This window comes from Anaeromusa sp., assembly GCF_028691475.1.
In the GTDB taxonomy this organism is placed as follows: domain Bacteria; phylum Bacillota; class Negativicutes; order Anaeromusales; family Anaeromusaceae; genus Anaeromusa.
This window is the reverse complement of record NZ_JAQUZF010000053.1, coordinates 1-17049: the sequence shown is the minus strand read 5'-3', so window position 1 is coordinate 17049 and position 17049 is coordinate 1. Positions and strand designations below refer to the sequence as shown.

15 protein-coding genes are annotated in these 17049 nt (G+C 50.5%); 11 read left to right on the top strand and 4 right to left on the bottom strand.

The genetic code is table 11. From position 1 onward, the window contains the following. Window positions 1-328: 328 nt before the first annotated feature. Complete coding sequence (locus PHF27_RS08440; protein ID WP_300068487.1) at window positions 329-853, bottom strand: hypothetical protein; 525 nt, start codon at window positions 851-853, stop codon at window positions 329-331. Window positions 854-1161: 308 nt separating this feature from the next. Here PHF27_RS08440 and PHF27_RS08435 point away from each other — a divergent pair, with 308 nt between their 5' ends. The 9 genes from PHF27_RS08435 (at window position 1162) to PHF27_RS08395 (ending at window position 11474) form a co-directional block, all read left to right on the top strand. Further along, window positions 1162-3360: a methyl-accepting chemotaxis protein gene (locus PHF27_RS08435; protein WP_300068484.1), complete on the top strand. Its 2199-nt coding sequence runs from the start codon at window positions 1162-1164 to the stop codon at window positions 3358-3360. 39 nt (window positions 3361-3399) lie between these two features. After that, window positions 3400-5973 carry a hybrid sensor histidine kinase/response regulator gene (locus PHF27_RS08430; RefSeq protein WP_300068481.1) on the top strand — a complete coding sequence of 858 codons (2574 nt, stop codon included), beginning with the start codon at window positions 3400-3402 and terminating at the stop codon, window positions 5971-5973. Beyond that, a complete protein-coding gene (locus PHF27_RS08425) occupies window positions 5957-6940 on the top strand; it encodes a diguanylate cyclase (RefSeq protein ID WP_300068478.1) in 984 nt (327 codons plus the stop codon). The genes PHF27_RS08430 and PHF27_RS08425 overlap by 17 nt, the downstream gene beginning before the upstream one ends. Before the next feature lie 141 nt (window positions 6941-7081). Further along, entirely contained in the window at window positions 7082-8041 is a 960-nt protein-coding gene (locus tag PHF27_RS08420; protein WP_363320050.1) for an NAD(P)-dependent oxidoreductase, read from the top strand. A 194-nt stretch (window positions 8042-8235) separates the two neighbouring features. Next, the gene (dpaL, locus tag PHF27_RS08415) at window positions 8236-9453 is read left to right on the top strand and encodes a diaminopropionate ammonia-lyase (protein ID WP_300068470.1); all 1218 of its coding nucleotides are present in this window, start codon (window positions 8236-8238) and stop codon (window positions 9451-9453) included. Window positions 9454-9556: 103 nt separating this feature from the next. Next, on the top strand, window positions 9557-9913 hold the full coding sequence (locus tag PHF27_RS08410; RefSeq protein WP_300068467.1) for a DUF190 domain-containing protein: 357 nt from the start codon (window positions 9557-9559) through the stop codon (window positions 9911-9913). Then, window positions 9910-10293, top strand: coding sequence for a fluoride efflux transporter CrcB (gene crcB, locus PHF27_RS08405; protein ID WP_300068465.1), 384 nt, complete (start codon window positions 9910-9912; stop codon window positions 10291-10293). Before PHF27_RS08410 ends, crcB begins: the two co-directional genes overlap by 4 nt. 32 nt (window positions 10294-10325) lie before the next feature. Next, window positions 10326-11108: an enoyl-CoA hydratase-related protein gene (locus tag PHF27_RS08400; protein WP_300068463.1), complete on the top strand. Its 783-nt coding sequence runs from the start codon at window positions 10326-10328 to the stop codon at window positions 11106-11108. Between the two features lie 30 nt (window positions 11109-11138). Further along, on the top strand, window positions 11139-11474 hold the full coding sequence (locus PHF27_RS08395) for a DUF4870 domain-containing protein (protein ID WP_300068461.1): 336 nt from the start codon (window positions 11139-11141) through the stop codon (window positions 11472-11474). A 16-nt stretch (window positions 11475-11490) separates the two neighbouring features. Here the strand turns inward: PHF27_RS08395 and PHF27_RS08390 are convergent, their stop codons facing one another. Further along, entirely contained in the window at window positions 11491-12387 is an 897-nt protein-coding gene (locus tag PHF27_RS08390) for a radical SAM protein (protein ID WP_300068459.1), read from the bottom strand. Window positions 12388-12435: 48 nt separating this feature from the next. On the opposite strand from PHF27_RS08390, the gene PHF27_RS08385 reads away from it, so the two are divergent. Next, window positions 12436-13239, top strand: coding sequence for a polysaccharide deacetylase family protein (locus PHF27_RS08385; protein ID WP_300068456.1), 804 nt, complete (start codon window positions 12436-12438; stop codon window positions 13237-13239). Window positions 13240-13253: 14 nt separating this feature from the next. Here the strand turns inward: PHF27_RS08385 and PHF27_RS08380 are convergent, their stop codons facing one another. Then, window positions 13254-14687 carry a M20 family metallopeptidase gene (locus PHF27_RS08380; RefSeq protein WP_300068453.1) on the bottom strand — a complete coding sequence of 478 codons (1434 nt, stop codon included), beginning with the start codon at window positions 14685-14687 and terminating at the stop codon, window positions 13254-13256. A 348-nt stretch (window positions 14688-15035) separates the two neighbouring features. Between PHF27_RS08380 and PHF27_RS08375 the strand changes: the two genes are divergently transcribed. After that, window positions 15036-16292, top strand: coding sequence for a sensor domain-containing diguanylate cyclase (locus PHF27_RS08375; RefSeq protein ID WP_300068450.1), 1257 nt, complete (start codon window positions 15036-15038; stop codon window positions 16290-16292). A 73-nt stretch (window positions 16293-16365) separates the two neighbouring features. Here PHF27_RS08375 and PHF27_RS08370 read toward each other — a convergent pair whose 3' ends face one another. Then, window positions 16366-16923 (bottom strand): XRE family transcriptional regulator, encoded by a 558-nt coding sequence (locus PHF27_RS08370; protein WP_300068447.1) that lies wholly within the window; start codon window positions 16921-16923, stop codon window positions 16366-16368. Between the last annotated feature and the right edge of the window lie 126 nt (window positions 16924-17049).

Genomic DNA, 17049 nt, shown 5'->3' with positions numbered 1-17049 from the left:
CGATTGGTGTGTAGCAACTTTAATTGTATGTGAGTTATTTACTTTATGCTCATTTTTTTGTGCAAAAAAATGTTGAGGTAAACATGCTCTTGCGTGCTTACCCCAACATTTATTATAGAACCGAAATGCATATACCGTCTTCTTCGAAGAGGAAGAGAAGATAAATTCATTCTGGTATGTTAAAAAAGCCGCGCAACTGCGCGGCTTTTTGCATAGGAGAGACCATATCGGTGTTGTGCTTGGAGGGGCTCAAATACAATAGAAGCCCCGTAGACCTCATTCGTACCCTCTGATTACTCCCTCTACTCTTGTTAACATTCTGTCTTTCCTAGGCTTCGCTTTTAAAAGTCCAAGCCTCTTGAAGCTGCGAGGCGAAGCCGCGAACTTCTTCAAGATTGTGCGTGGAGGCAGCGGAGACTTCTTCTTGCAGCGTGGGTACAATCCACTCTTTTTGCTGAGCCAGAAGATGCAAAGAAAGCAGAGAGTGAACAACGATTAAAACGTCTTCTTCTTGACGAACCCATTTTGCTAAGAGCTGCACTACCTGCTGTAGGTCCCACTCATCCCAGAAAACACGGCCGTAAAATAGAGCAATTTTGGCTCTCACCGTCGGTTGGGTGATTTTAGAAAGCTCATATACTAAAAGGCGCTTATAAGGAGAGAGAAAAAGAGGGCGCTCTTGGGTAACGCGATCAACGAGCTCTGCGGCCAGCGTGCGGATATGCGCTTCTTCATGCGTTAAGCCGCGCATGATTTCATCCATAACAAGGGGATCGGCGGCCGCCACTTCGGGGAGCCGTTCAAAAAGATCATGCGCTTCTGCGGTGTTTTCGGTGAATAATTCCCATGGCACTGACAAAATAATAGCCTCCTTATAACTTGGCTGTATAATTTTTACACTAAAAGAGGATTAAGGCGATACGGTTGACGAAATTAATAAAGTTAGCATAACACGACTTGGGCGCAACTGCAAGAGAGACCTTGAAGCGTTGCAAATGCTGGCGAAGCGTTTCTTGACGCGGTGATTTTAAAAGCGAAATTAGCCGCTGCTGAAGCGGGAAGAAAGTGGTTTCTTGCTTTCAATCCGCTAGAAAACAAGGAATTGAGCGGATAAACACGAATGTATTTTTACTAGTAGGACGAGATATGGAGGGTTCAGTAATGAGCGTACGGAAAAAAATGGTTCTTTCCTTTTCTGGTTTGTTTGCCTTGATACTGCTGCTTGTTTCGGCAGGCGGATATATTTTTGTTAAAGAGCAGCTTTCAAGGCAGATCGAGCAACGGCTGGAAGCTTCTGTTGAAGCTCAGGAACATCGCATAGAAGGCTGGCTGAATGCGAAAAAAGCCGTCGTAGAGCTAACGGGAAACATGGTTCGGAAATTATCAGGCAATGCGGCCGTTTCTCCTGCTTGGCTTGGCGTATATCAAGGGATGGATAAAGACTTTGTAGATATGTATTTTGCGGATACCGCAGGAAAAATGGTCAGCGCCAAAGGGTGGGCGCCTCCGGCTGGCTTTGATTCACGCCAACGGCTTTGGTATCAAGCGGCGTCTAAGGCGAATAAGGCGGTATTTAGCGACTTTTACATAGATGAAGGTTCGCGCAAGTTGACGGCCACGATCTCAATGCCTGTGTTTACCGAAGCGGGCCAAGTTAAGGGTGTCTTGGGAGCGGATATTTTCCTAACGGCGTTGTCTGAGTTTATTAAAGACCTTCACTATGAAGGAGAGGGGCAGGCCTTTTTAATGAACCGCCAAGGCATTATCGGCGTGCATCCGTCGGAAGAAATGATTTCCAAGAATGCGCTGAATGCAGAGGCAAATCCGGAACTGGCGGCGGCGTTGCAGCTTGCGTTGCAACAGGAAAACGGCCAGGTTGCTTATAAAGAGCAAGGCGTAGAGCGAATACTGGCATATCGAACCATTTCAGGAACGCCGTGGGTATTGTGTTTTCAAATGGAAAAAAGTTTAGTCTATCAGCCTTTGCAGCAGCTTTTACTTTTCTTTGCGGCCTTGACCATAGGCGCTATTTGCCTGGTGGTGTTTGTGACGTATCGTCTGGCAGGGCGGATGGTTGAACCGCTGCAAGCGCTCAATGCCAAGGTGGGGGATTTGGCGCAGGGAGATTTGCGCGTTCGTGCGGCAGTCGAAGGCGGCGACGAAGATGAAATGGTCCAATTAGCTGCTGGTTTTAATCGAATGGCGGATGATTTACAAGGCATGTTGAAGGATGTGCATAAGGCGACGGATGAGCTGCATACGCAGGCGAATATTCTTGTTGACACGGCGTCTCATGTAGCGGCGAATACGCAAGAGTTAAGTGCGACCATGGGCGAAGTCAGCGCAGCAGTGGAAGAGATTACTGCCGGTTCGGAAGAAAATGCCAGCTCCGTAGTGCAAGTGGAGAACCATGTAGCCAAAGTTGATGAAAAAGCGCACCAGGTGTTTCAAGCGGCTACGGAGGGCGTCGGCGTTTCCTTGGAAGTAGCTAAACAAGTGACACAGGTTAGCGGCTGGATGGAAGAAATGTCTCACAGCATTCAAAGAATGAGCCTATTGCTGCAAAAAGTCTCTGTTTCGTGTCGTCATTCTTTGCAGATTGCAGGGCAGGCGCAGGCGCGTTCGCAGGAAACAACTGCTATTATGAACGCATTAAACGGCTCTTCTAAACAAATCAATAGCATTGTCGGCATCATTCGAACGATTGCAGAACAGACGAACATGTTGGCGCTGAACGCGACCATTGAAGCGGCAGGAGCCGGAGAAGCCGGTAAGGGTTTTGCCGTAGTCGCTAGGGAGGTAAAGGAGCTGTCGAGAAGAACCTCCGAAGAAGCAGGGCGCATTGCGGCGCAAATAGAGACGATGCAGGATGATATGGCCAGCGCAGTGAAAGCTGTGGAAAACATAAATGACGTTATTGGGGAAACAAGAAAAATTACTCGTTCCATTGCAGCTTCTGTCAACGAGGATGATGTGAGCGAGCTGGAGGCGGAAGAGCGTCCGGAAACAACGCTGCGCCAGGAAATGGCTTTGATTGTGGCCAAAAGTTCACATGTTGCGGAAAATGCGGTACTGGCCGCACAAGAAGTGAAGAATCTGTCGCAAACCAATGAAGATATAGCGCAGCAAGCTGAATCGGTAGCTCAGAGTACTGGAGAAATGGCGCATATGATGCGAAATATTGCGGAAGCTACTCATGAAATCGCCAAAGGAACCCAAGCCATTTCGTGCAGCCTGCAGGAGTCGGAAAAAGCGATTGTTGATACCGCCGCCAAGGCGAGTACGGTCAGCGGCTGCGCTTATGAAACGGAAGGCATGTCCGACAAGCTGAAAGAACTGGTAGCTAGATTTAAGGTCTAATTTTTGCCGTTGTAGAGGCCGAATTGCAGGTGAATGACGATGGAAACCGATGAGGAATTGCGACAAGAATTCGTGCTCGAGGCAAAAGCTCATTTGGCAGCGATGGAAGAAGCCTTATTGAGGCTGGAAAAGCATTCTGCTGATGAGGAAGCCGTACGAGTTATTTTGCGCGGGGCGCATAGTATAAAAGGAACCGCCGGCTTTTTTTCAATGGAAGCATTGGTGCGAGTGGCGCATAGCTTGGAGTCTTTTCTGGGAGCCCTCAGAGAGAGGCAGGCCATTGTGACGTCTCCTATGATGGATGCGCTTTTGAGTGTATTGGATGCGCTTCATAAGCTTCTTCAAGAGCCGCCTGATATTGTGATGCCTCCGGATATGGAGGAAGCGCTGAAAAAGCTTCATGGACAATTAGATGATGAGCCTTCTTTAGCGCCTTTCAATGCGGCGAAATTTGCGGAAGAAAAGGCGGAAGCTGCCATACTAGGCGAGGGACCGTCCTTTTTGGGCAACACAGATGAGTATGTGCGCGTGAACAAGCGGATTTTAAACGATTTGCTTGCATTGACAGGCGAAATGGTTTTGCGCCGCAATCAACTGCTCAGGCTTTCGCAGCAAAGGCATACACCGCCGCAATTAGAGGCGGTTTCCAATGGTATTGACGAGTTGACGACGCAATTGCAGAAAAAGGTTTTGCAAACCCGCATGCAGCCTATGGGCGGGATTTTGAATAAATTTCCGCGTATTGTCCGCGATTTGTCGCGCAAATTGGGCAAAGAAGTGTCTTTGCATCTTGCGGGTCTGGAAGTAGAATTGGATCGTTCTATGATTGAAGCCTTAATGGATCCGATGAACCACTTGATACGAAACGCCCTAGATCACGGGATTGAAGAGCCAAGCATGCGGCGAAAACTGAAAAAATCCAGCCAAGCGTCCTTGGCAATTCGGGCGTATCATGAAAGCGAACGCGTTGTGATTGAGGTTAGTGACGACGGCAGGGGCATTTCCTTGGAGCGCATCAAAGAAACGGCTGTGCAAAAAGGGTTTGCGACGGAAAAAGAACTGGAGCGGCTGAGTCCCGGACAATTGCTGCGCTTTGTGTTGCATCCCGCTTTTTCGACAGCGCAAACGGTGACTGACTTATCAGGGCGCGGCGTGGGCTTGGATGTAGTGAAAGCGAATATTGAAAAGATCGGCGGGAAAATTGAAATTGAATCCCACGAAGGGCAAGGGACGACGTTTCGGCTGGTGCTGCCGTTGACGCTGGCTATTATTTCCGCCTTTATCGTGTTGTCCCAAGGGCAAACCTTTGCCATTCCCCAAGCCAATGTGAGGGAATTAGTCTTGCTCTTGCCTGACAGTGGTCGCGATAAACGCTTGGAAAAAGTGAACGGAAAACCCGTGCTGCGCCTGCGCGGACAATGTATGCCGCTTTTATACCTTCGTGAATTATTAGGAGAGGCCAATGCCGGCGAGATCGGTTCAGCCGATGAATATGTGCGGATTTTAGTGGTTAAAGCAGGGGCGCAGGTCTATGCTTTGGCGGTAGATTCTGTCTACGATACAGAAGAAGTGCTGGTTAAGCCGGTGCCGGAAGTGATGAAAAGCAGAAAGATTTATTCCGGCCTGACTGTATTGGGAGATGGTAATGTCGCGATGATTTTAGATGCGGAGGGTCTTTGTTTAGAAGCAGGGCTTGCTTTGGGAGAAAAGAAGCTGGTAACCGCGGAAGCGTTTGCTCCAGAGCGTGCTGCGCAAGAAGAAACCTATTTGCTTCTCTTTCAGTGCTCTGGACCAGAGTGGCTGGCGGCGGATTTATCTTTCGTGGCCAGAATTGAAGAGATTTCACGCGGGCAATTACAAGAAGTGGGCGGAAAGCAGTATGCGCTTTTACAAGGAGAAACCTTGCGTGTTTTCCAACCTGAAGAATATTTGCCTTTTGCAAGCAATGAGCTTGCGCAAGAGAAGCTTTATGTAATTGTTACGAAGAAGCTTCATGCTAAAGTCGGTTTCTTAGCAAGTGTTATTCATGATGCGATTCGGCTGCCGCTGCGGTTGGATGAACACGGCGTACAAGGAAACGGCATAATTGGGTCTGCGCACGTCGACGGGCGTATTGTGACGGTCTTGGATTTACACAGCCTTGTTATGTATGCAGCGCCGGAATACAATGAAAAAATAGGGTTGTCAGGGGCGCTTTTTGGTAGCCAACAGAACCAGAAAACACGAATTTTGTTAGCGGAAGACTCACCGGTATTTGCTCGCTTGGTTCAAAATTGTTTGACCAGCGCAGGTTATACAGTGCAGATTGCTGAAAATGGAAAAAAAGCTTGGACGTACTTGCAAGAAAAGCATTTTGATGTGCTTGTCAGCGACATGGAAATGCCGGGATTGAGCGGCTTAGAATTGATTGCTTTCTTGCGAAAACAAGAAAAAATCAAAGATATGCCGGCCATCGCGTTGACGTCGCTAGCGGGTGAGGAATATCGCACGCGTGCGTTGCAGGCTGGGTTTGACCGTTACTTAGTGAAATTGGATCGCAAAGAATTGTTGGAGACCCTTCAAGAGTTACGCTTAGAGTCGGCTAGGGAGGTGCAAGATGGAAGCGAGGCCTAAAATACTCGTAGTTGACGACAGTCTGGTAGAACTTAAAATTATTCGCAAACGCCTTGGAGAAGAGTATCAAGTGTTATTGGCTGCGAGTGGCGCGGAAGCCTTGGAATTGTTAAAAAAAGACACCGTAGACCTAATTTTGCTGGATATATTGATGCCGGAGATGGATGGAATTTCGGTTTGTAAAATCCTCAAGGCCGACGAAGCGACGCTGGAAATTCCCGTACTGTTTCTTACGGCGTTGGCGGATGCGCAGAGTATTGTTGAGGGATTTGCGGCTGGAGGGCAGGATTATATTACGAAGCCGTTTCAAGCGGATGAGTTTCGAGCGCGCGTGAAAGTTCATTTGGAGTTGAGGCAGGCCAAAAAGCAATTGGAGCGGTATGCGGCGGAATTAGAAGAAAAGAACATGATTCTGCAGACGCTGCTGGATAAAATGGAAAAAACGGTCCGTACTGATTATCTTACAGGCCTAGAAAATCGTCGCAGCGCTACGAAGCGGCTGCGTGAAGAATTAGCTAGAATGCGACGGCGCGGCGAATCGGGGAGCTTGCTGTTGGCAGATATTGATTCCTTTAAAAACATTAATGATACGTACGGTCATGAAGCCGGCGATGTAGTGCTGCAATTGGTGTCGCATCGAATGGAGACGGCTGTGCGTGAAGAAGATATTGTCGCCCGCTGGGGAGGGGAAGAGTTCTTAATTCTTTTGCCGGAACTTTCTCTGTCGGAAGCGTTGCATGTTGCCGAGCGCATCCGCGAAACCATCTCGCAAGAACCGGTTCTCTATCAAGGGGAAAAGTTGGAGATAACGGTTACGCTGGGCGTGGCCGCGCTAGATGTGAACTTAGGCATGGAGGAAAGTATCAAACGAGCGGATCAAGCCTTATATGAAGGGAAGCATCAGAGTAAGAATTGTGTTGCTTACTGCGGGGCAGAGGGGCAGTGTCAAGTATGTCGTGAAGCCTAGTATTCTTTTTGGTTATTTGTTGCATAAAAAATATTCATTTCCATTATAGAAAAAATTGTCTTACAATACAGAGGAAGTGAAGGACCAGGGAGTATCCTAACGAGGGAAAAAGCGAAAAACGCTTATTTTACGAGGAGGGTTATTATGAAAACCGTATTTTTGAATGCAACTAAATTGGATTTTGATCAAAAGCTGGATTTCTCATCGGTACAAGCGTTGACAGATCTGACGAATTACGATGACACAAGCAATGAACAAATTTTGGAACGGGTACAAGGGCAAACCGTGGTGATTACCAAGGAAATGCCAGTAGGCAAAGATGTAATTTCCCAGTTTCCCGATTCGGTTAAGCTGATTTGTGAAGCAGGTACCGGCTATAACAACATTGATATTGTTGCTGCCCGTGAAAAAGGAATTTCTGTTTGCAATATTCCCAGCTATAGCACAGTAGCGGTAGCGCAGTTGGCGATGACCTTTGTGCTCAATCTCAGCGCTTCGCTGCCGCAGCAGCAAAGCATGCTGGGCCGCAAGGATTTTTCGAATTTTACGAAGTTCTTGCAAGTGCCTCATTTTGAAGTGGCCGGCAAAACGCTGGGGGTTATCGGCGCTGGCGCTATTGGCCGCGAGTCGATCAAAATCGGCGTTGCTTTGGGCATGAACGTGTTGGTATATGATCCTTTCCCGAAAGAGTGGACTGAAGGAAATGTGAAAAACGCCTCGCTGGAGGACGTATTGCGGCAGAGTGATTTCATTACGCTCCATTGCCCGCTCATGGACAGCACGCGGCAGATCATCAATAAAGAGCGCATTGCGCTGATGAAGCCTACGGCGTATATCGTCAATACTTCGCGCGGCGCGCTGATCAAAGAAGACGATTTGGTCGAAGCGCTGCAGCAAGGCCGCCTTGCCGGCGCTGCTTTAGACGTGCAGGACCCGGAACCGCCGGCTCTCGACAATCCTCTCTTTGCGATGGATAATGTGATTATGACGCCGCATATTGGCTGGCGCCGCTACGAATCCCGCCAGCGTTTGGTAGACCTGATTGCGGCGAACATCAAAGCGTTTATTGATGGTAAAGCCGTCAATGTGGTAAACAAATAAGGATTGAAGCTGCTGTAATTCATAAAGCAAGCCTGTGTCGTGAGAATGATACAGGCTTGCTTTTCTTTTGCGGGGCGGCAGGGGGAAGAATCATTGACGCCGAAAAGTAGCAGAAGGTAGTTCGGGGTGGGAAGGGAGCCTGGAGATGGAACAAGTATCCTTTAATTTACAGTTTGGAAGAAAGGGGATTGGGCATGCACATTTGTTGGCAAGATAATCGTTTCAGTAAATTTTACCAACACCCAGCGAGCTCTCCGGAAAAATTTTCTTTAGAAGAGACTGCAAAAGTTCGCGCATTCCACAGCAGCTTTCCGCAGTACCAGCCTACGCCGCTGCGTTCGCTGCCTCAATTGGCAAAACTTTTGGGAGTCGGGGGGATTTATGTAAAAGATGAGTCCTTTCGGTTTGGTCTTAACGCGTTTAAAGGCCTTGGCGGTTCCTATGCTATGGGAAAATATTTAGCAGAGCGCCTGGGGCTGGATATTAGCGAGCTTCCGTTTGCGAGATTAACGGGGGCTGAGGTAAAAGCCCGCTTGGGAGATATTACCTTTGCGACGACGACCGATGGCAATCACGGACGAGGCGTAGCTTGGACGGCGAAGATGCTGCAGCAAAAAGCAGTGGTCTATATGCCGAAAGGATCGACGGAATATCGTTTGGAAGCGATTCGGCAAGAAGGCGCTGTGGCGGAAATCATGGACTGGAATTATGATGATACGGTTCGCTACACAGCTCGCCGGGCTGCAGAAGAAGGCTGGGTTATTGTTCAGGATACGGCGTGGGAAGGCTATGAAGAAATTCCACTTTGGATTATGCAAGGATATGCGACCATGGCGGATGAGGCGTTGGAACAGTTAAAACAAGACCATGCTTTGGCAGCCCCTAGCCATGTAATGATTCAAGCCGGTGTCGGTTCTCTGGCGGGCATGATCCAAGGCGTACTGGCTGCGCGTTATGGAGTGGCGCGTCCCTGTTTAGCCGTGGTGGAAGCACGCCAGGCTGATTGCTTGTATCGTTCTGCCGTAGCGAATGACGGCAGTCCGCATGCGGTTGGAGGCGATTTAAATACCATTATGGCGGGGCTGGCCTGCGGCGAAGCAAATTATATGGGTTGGGAATTGCTGCGTGATTACGGGGAATTCTTTTTTTCCTGCTCCGATGAAGTAGCGGCGCGCGGCATGCGCGTGCTTGGCAATCCGCTTCGCGGCGATGCACAGGTGATTTCCGGAGAATCGGGGGCGGTACCGCTGGGCCTACTGTCGTTGTTGTTGGAGCGTGGCGAGTGGCGAGAGGCCAAAGAGATGATGGGTCTTTCTCCGCAATCTCAAATCTTGCTGTTTAGTACGGAAGGGGATACAGATCCCCAGCGCTACCGCGATATTGTCTGGGATGGCGGCTATTGCAGCGGGTGATAAATTGGGAGAAAAGGCAGGCTGTAATTGCCGCCTAAGCAGGGAGAAGTCTTTTGTATGGCGAAAAATAGAAAGAAATACTGTCTAAGGATGTGAGCCGAACATGATAAAAATCAGCGGGCAGGCTCAGCGCTTGCGCGTATATGTCGGAGAATCGGACCGGTACCAGGGACAGCCTGTGTACCATGCCATTGTCGCAAAGGCTAAGGCCCTTGATTTGGCGGGCGCTTCCGTGTTCCGCGGCCTGGAGGGGTTCGGCGCCAACAGCCGTATTCATACGTCGCGGCTTTTAGAGCTGTCCAGTGATTTGCCGATTGTGGTGGAACTGGTGGACAGCGAAGAATACATCGCCAAGCTGCTGCCGTTTTTGGATGAAGCCGTAGGCCAAGGCATGGTGACCCTGGAGAACATTGAAGTGGTTCATTATCGCCATAACGACGGCAAGGAGAAAATACGATGAACATGGCCTTGGATCTGGCGGTTATCGCTTTTGGCGGCGGGATGGGGGCTGTGACTCGGTACCTGGTGACCATTTGGGCGGCGGAGCGTTTTGGCAGCGCTTTTCCTTATGGAACTTTGTTTGTGAATGTGGCCGGTTCTTTTATTATCGGGTTATTTATGACTTTGTTTTTGGAACGGTTGGAGCTGGATCCGCAATGGCGCTTGTTTATAGCGGTAGGCTTTCTGGGCGGCTTGACGACATTTTCTTCGTTTAGCTATGAAACGCTGCATCTGGTGCAGGAAGGGGCTATGGGTCAAGCCTTCGCCAATGCAGGCAGTAATGTGATACTTTGCTTGGCGTCTACTTGGGCGGGCTTTTTCTGTGCGCGCCTGTGGTAGAGGTCGGCGAGAATAAGAAGGAGGCGGAACAGATGAGTGAAAAAACAGTAATGGTAACAAAGCAGGCGGAAGTGTTGACCGTGACGCTGCATCGTCCGGAAGCGCTTAACGCGCTTAATGATGAAATGACGGAAGAACTGCGTCAGGTTCTGGAGGCGGCGGCAGCCGACGCTTCGGTGAGGGTCGTGGTCTTGACCGGCAGCGGTCGGGCTTTTTGCGCCGGCGGCGATTTGAACTATTTGGAATCCATTGCCGGGACAGCGGAGGCGAAGGCTTTTATTGAAGAGGTTGGCAATTTGGTGAAAATTATTCGGGAAATGCCGAAGCCTGTCTTGGCCAAGGTGCATGGCGTGGCGGCCGGAGCGGGCTTTAATCTGGCCTTGGCCTGTGATTTGGTGATTGCGTCCCGGTCGGCGAAGTTTGCGCAGAGCTTTGCTAAAGTGGGGCTGGTGCCGGATTGCGGCGGTTTGTATTTGTTGCCTCGCCTCTTAGGCATGCATCGGGCGAAGGAATTGATGTTTATCGGCGACGCGGTTACAGCGGAAACCCTTTATGAATGGGGGCTGTTAAATCACCTCGCTGAAGCGGATGAACTGGATGAAGAAGCCGGTTTTTGGGCCGCTCGGTTGGCGATAGCGCCGCCGCTGGCGCTGGCGAAAACTAAGGCGGCTTTGCATGCCAGCCAAGAAGCGAACTTTGAACAGATGGCGCAGATGGAGGCGCAGCTGCAGGCGTTGTGCCTGGAAACAGAGGATCACCAGGAAGGCGTAGCAGCATTTCGGGAAAAAAGAAAACCTGCCTTTAGCGGTCGCTAAGGCAGGGACGTAGAGAAGGGGGGCGCCAAGATGACGGATTGGGGTAAAACTTCAGTGGGTTTGAGCGCGAATACGGCGGCGTGCTTGTGTTATTTGCTAGGCTGGCTGTCGGGGATCGTATTTTTGCTGCTGGAAAAGGAAAATACCTTTGTTCGCTTTCACGCCATGCAGTCGCTGGTGACCTTTGGCTCTTTGATGGTTATTTCACTGCTGGCGCATTTGCTGCCGTTTATTGGCATTCTTATTTCCATCGTTATTGGACCGGTTACGCTGTTTGTCTGGCTGCTGATGATGTACAAGGGCTTTCAAGGAGAGCGCTACAGCCTGCCGTTCTTTGGGGAACTGGCGGAACGGCAATTGCGGTAAACAATTCCGGCAGCCTTTATCTTTCTACATTGTTGTAGGGATCCCAGTTTTTGAGGAGCGCCAATTTGTCTTTAGCCGCTAGGCTCTCCGACAAAAGGCGCTCTTTGTCTTTGGGCAGCGTGCCGGCGAAATTGATATAGTTGGAAATGTGGTTGCTGCGAAAAAGGCAATGATGTTCCGGGGGCAGCTCGATGTCTTGCAGCAGTAAATGAAGCTCCTCCATGATGCCGGCAGGAGAAAGGATCGGGAAGCGGCCGCTTTCAAACTCTTCCAGCAGCTCGCTGCCGCGGTACATCATCAGCGTAAGAGCGCTGAGCATGTGCGGACGGATGGCGCTGACCGCCAAGGCGGTGTTGCGGGCGTGACGGGCTGACGCTTCTTGACCGCCCAGGCCGAGAATGACCATCATCGAAAGCTTGATGCCTGCGGCGACGATGCGCTGCCCAGCCTCGATGGACTCCGCGGCGGTGACTCCCTTGTTGACATGGGCCAGTACGGCGTCGTCGCCAGACTCCATGCCGTAGTAGACCAGCTTGAGGCCGGCTTGGCGCAGGGAGATCAGTTCTTCTGGGGTTTTGCGCAGCATGTCTTTGGGGCCGGCATAGCAGGAAACGCGGCGTACTTTTGGCAACAAAGCATGAATTTGTGCTAAAATAGCCAAGAGACGTTCCATGGGCAGCACCAAAGCATTGCCATCTCCCAAGAAGACCCGGTGAATATGAGCGGCATAGCGCTGCGCCTGCTGCAGCTGCGCGTCGATTTCTTCTTGGGGACGCATGCGAAAAGAAACGCTGCGGTACATGTTGCAATAGGTGCAGGCATTGTGGGAACAGCCGATGGTGACGCGGAGAATCAAGCTGTCGGCTTCGCTGGGGGGACGAAAAACAGGACCTTCGGCATTATCAAAATACATGAATATTCCTCCCGGAAAATAGTATTGCTAGCTTAGGAGATGCAACTGATGAGAAAAAGAACTGTTTTTGCTTGCTTTAAAATAGGGGTGAGCGCGGCTTTAGCCGGGCTTTTGCTGTTTTTGCCGGTCGTCGTGCAGGCGCAGGCTGGCTTTAAGGGAATCCCCGTGCTTTTATACCATTATGTGGGCGCAGAAGCTCCGGATTATCCGTATTTGAATGTAGATACGCCGGAGTTTTCCCGGCAAATGAAGGAATTGCGGGAGCGGGGCTATCGGAGTATTTCCTTGGCCGACTTGACCGCTTACATGCGGGGAGAGCCAGTCACGCTGCCGGAGAAGCCAGTGCTGATCACCTTTGACGATGGCTATGAGGATAACTATACCCAGGCGTTCCCTGTGCTCAAACAGGAAGGGTTTCGTGCGGCCATTTTTATGGTGCAAAGTAATTTTAACCGCAAGAATCGCCTTTCAGTGCAACAGATTCAAGAGATGGAAAAGGCAGGCATTGAAATTGGCTCCCATACGCGCAGCCATCCCAATCTGACAAAATTAGCAGCGTCCGAGCTAGAGAAGGAAGTGGAGCAAAGCCGGCTTGGCGTAGAGCGTCTGGCGGGGCAGTCCATTGATTATTTTGCCTATCCCGGAGGCTTTTACAACCTGGATGTGCTGGAGAAAACAGCGCAGAGCGGTTATGCCGGGGCGTTTACCGTGCTGCCGGGCGTCAACCGCCCGGACAAAGACAATCCCTATCTGCTGCGGCGCATTCCTGTTTTCAGCTATACTGATTTTGAGGCGATACTAAATCAGTTGGAGTCAACAGAAGACGCTTCGCTGTTGGACTATTTGGACTGAGCTCCTCGACTGCTTTAAAGCGGTGGCTGCACATCAGGAGGAATGGGGCACTGGTAGGTGCGGCCATCCAAGGTCTGAAGCAGCTCGGCTTTGGCGGCCTGAATCAGTTCAGGCTGGGTGAAAAGCTCCAGCGCGGTGCGGGCTAGGGCTTTGGCAGCGGTCAGCATGCCTTGGTGTGCTAAAGAAGAAGTTCCTTGGGCGACCATTTGCCAGGAATGGCCAGGCGTGCCGAATACATAACAGGCGGTGCTGCACTGCGCAGTCGGTACCAGCCAACTGACGTCGCCGACATCACTGGAACCAGGCAGCAGAGAAGCTGCATGAACATGGGGCAGAACGCAGTCAGAGACAAGCTGCTTGCGGATGCCAGGCAGCAGCTCGCGGTGCTGTCCTCCTAAAAGCAATTCCGCCATATGCAGATCGTTTTGTAAATCCTCTTGCGTCATGGTTTGGTGAAGCTGCTGCGCCAGTTCCTGCTCGTTTTCCGGTAACGCAGGGAGAGCCACTTGCTGCAAGTGGCGATACATAATTGTTTCTAAGGCGTTGTTCGGAATGTAATTGGAGCATGCCTTTTGAAAAAGGACTTCATGGGTAGTGCCGGTCATTAAGGCGGCCCCATGAGCGATGGAGCAGACGCGTTCGTAAATATCTTGAACCTGTGCCAGCTCCGGCGCCCGCAGAAGATACAGCACTTCCGCCTCGCTTGGGACGACGTTGGGCGAAGCGCCGCCGCTGTTGGTGATGGCGTAGTGCATGCGCGCGCCCGGGACGACATGCTCCCGGAGGTAATTAACGCCGATATTCATGAGCTCTACGGCGTCTAAGGCGCTCCGTCCCACATGCGGCGCGGAAGCGGCATGAGAACTCTTGCCGTGAAAGCGGAACGCGACTTGGTAGTTGCCTAAGAAACGGGTGGACCAGATGGCGTTGTGCGTCAACGGGTGCCAGGTCAACGCGGCGTCGACATCCCCAAAGACGCCGGCGCGGGCCATAAAGGCTTTGCCGGAACCGCCCTCTTCGCCGGGGCAGCCATAGTAGCGCACCGTTCCGGGAAGCTTGTTTTCTTTGAGAATTTCTTTAGTCGCTACGGCTGCCGCCAGGGAACCGACGCCGAGCAGGTGATGGCCGCAGCCATGGCCGTTGCCTCCTTCGATAAGGGGGATTTTTTCAGCGAGGCCGTCCTGCTGGCTCAAACCGGACAGGGCGTCATATTCGCCGAGAAACGCAATGACTGGCGCGCCGCTGCCAAAGGAGGCGACAAAGGCAGTGGGCAAATCGGCTACGCCGGTTTCGACGGCGAAGCCTTCTTGCGTTAAAAGCGAGCGGAGCATTTCGCTGGAGCGCGTTTCTTGGAATTTTGTTTCGGCATAGTTCCAAATCTGATCGCTGGCCTTAGTCCAGCGTTGTTTTTTTTCATCAATCAGCCGCTCTAAATCCTTATAAAACATATATTTCATCCTTTCCAATGACGAGCATTTAACATCGTATAGCCTTAATGAGATTTTTAGTAAAATTTTCGTTGGCGGCGATTTCGTTCACTTCTTTTATTTTAGCACATTTCCGGAGCCTCAGCGCCGGTGCTAGAGGAAAGTAAAGAAACTAGAAGCGATGGAAGGGATTAAAGCTTGCTATATGGAATATAACAGCGAGAAATGAAAATGGCATACTTTTACAGTTGCAAGGCGAGAGGAGCGTGCCGCAAATGAAGCGAAAGCCAGCGTGGGCGGGACAGCCCATTGCTCTTGAGTGGCTGATTCTTTTTGGTTTTTCATTATCATTCCTTGGAGAAATATCCGTTGCTTGTTGCTGTTGGCGTGGATGTTCAGCAGATTAAAGCAGCCATGAATGAACGGAAACGATTTTACCGGTTGGTATCTGCGGGCGGCAGCATTTTGATCAGCGTTGTTTGTGCCTGGTTGGTACGGCGTCTTCGCAAGGAGAATCGGCTAAAGCGGCAGGTAGAGGATTTTGCCAGGCAAATAGCTTCTTTACAGATGATAACCGGACATTTGGTGCAAGACCGGGATGAAGTGGGGGATTTGCTAAAAACGATCATTGGCGATGCGGTACAGCTCATGGGGGCGCCGGACGGATATATATCTGTTGTTAATGAGAGCGATAAATTGGAAGTAAACTACGCTATGGGACTTTACAGCGAATTGCCGCAACGTGAAATCAAAAAAGGCGAAGGTGCCAGCGGCGAGGTGCTGAGGTTGGGGAAAATGCTCTATGTGCCAGACTACCAGCGGTTTCCCTGTAAATTGAAAGCCCCAGAAATGGATCAGGTCAGTACGATGCTCGTATATCCGTTGAACAGCGGCGGCCGGATGCTGGGTATCTTTTGTATTTCTTGGCGCAAGGAGCAGTTCGTTCCCAATGAAGAGCAATTGGGCTTATTAGAGCAATACGCTTTTTTGGCGGCCATTGCCTTGGAAAAGGTGCAGGTTAAAGTCCGGCTGCGTGAAGAACTGCAGCGCAGTGAAGAACAGCAGATTGATTTGCAAATGGCTTGGAGAATGCTGGAGGAAAGCAACCGTAAGCTGCGCCTGGCGAATGAGCATTTGGAGGAAGTGGCGCTGACGGATCGCTTGACTGGCGCTTGGAACCGCCGCAAGTTTGAAGAAACAGCGGAACAAGAAATGTTGCGCAGCCAGCGTTATCGGGAAGCGGTATCTATTTTGCTTATTGACATTGATTTCTTTAAGCAGATTAATGATGAGCACGGGCACCTGCTGGGGGATCAGGTTTTAGTGGAAGTGGTGGAACGGATTCAGCAAAATCTCCGTGTCGTAGACTCGATTTATCGTTGGGGCGGCGAGGAATTTGCCGTATTGCTGCCATGCAGCACTAGCGAGGCGGCATTAGCGGCAGCGGAGAAGCTGCGGCGGGAGATGGCGAACAAGCCAATGTCCTCGTTGCAGTTGATTTTGACGGTAAGTATCGGCGTGGCGGAGTTTATGAGCGAGGATACGCTGGAATCTTGGTTGAAACGGGCGGATGACGCCTTGTATCAGGCGAAAAAAAGCGGCAGAAACAAAGTAGTGTTATTTTAAGAGCATGATTTTACTGTTGCTTGAAAAGAATAGACCGCGCTAGGCAAGTTATTGTTGCTAAGCGCGGTCTGTTTTATGAGCAGGCATGGTAGAGCATGCAATGAAAAGAAACCTCCTGGAGGCCGGGATTGTGATAGTGATGAGGCTGACCGGCGGGAAAGCGCAGGGCGTCGCCGCCTTGTAACTTGTAGTCAGTATTGTTCACGTGTATGTATAAGGCGCCTTGGCTCAGCAGCACGTATTCTTCTGAGCCGACAGCGTGGGGAGATGCAAAATGCGTGCACTGCGGCTGCAGTTTGGCAGTGAATACTTCAAAAGGTTTGTCGGATTTAAAAGGAAAAAGAGAGAAAAGCGACAGGCCGTTGGCAGTATCGTTTATAAGCGGGCAAGAAGCGTGACGTACGAGCTCGATTTCCTGGCTGTCTTCCTGTAGTAAATCATTAAAAGAAACACGCAGGCCTGTGGCGATTTTCCAGAGCGTATTGACGGTCGGGTTGGATTCGCCGCGTTCAATCTGGCTGAGCATGCCCTTGCTTACGCCGGAACGCTCCGAGAGTTTGTCTAGACTGAGGCGGTTTTGAAGACGCAATTTGGCTAAGTTTTTACTGATGGTTTGTGTTAGATTTTGCAAAAAAAAGTCTCCTTAACTATGATGGTTGTACTAACAATTTTTATATTATAACATATGAGTTTGCTCAATGCAGATGCGGAAAAAGGACAATTTGACTCATAAGTCAGGGAGAGGAAGGCTAGAACG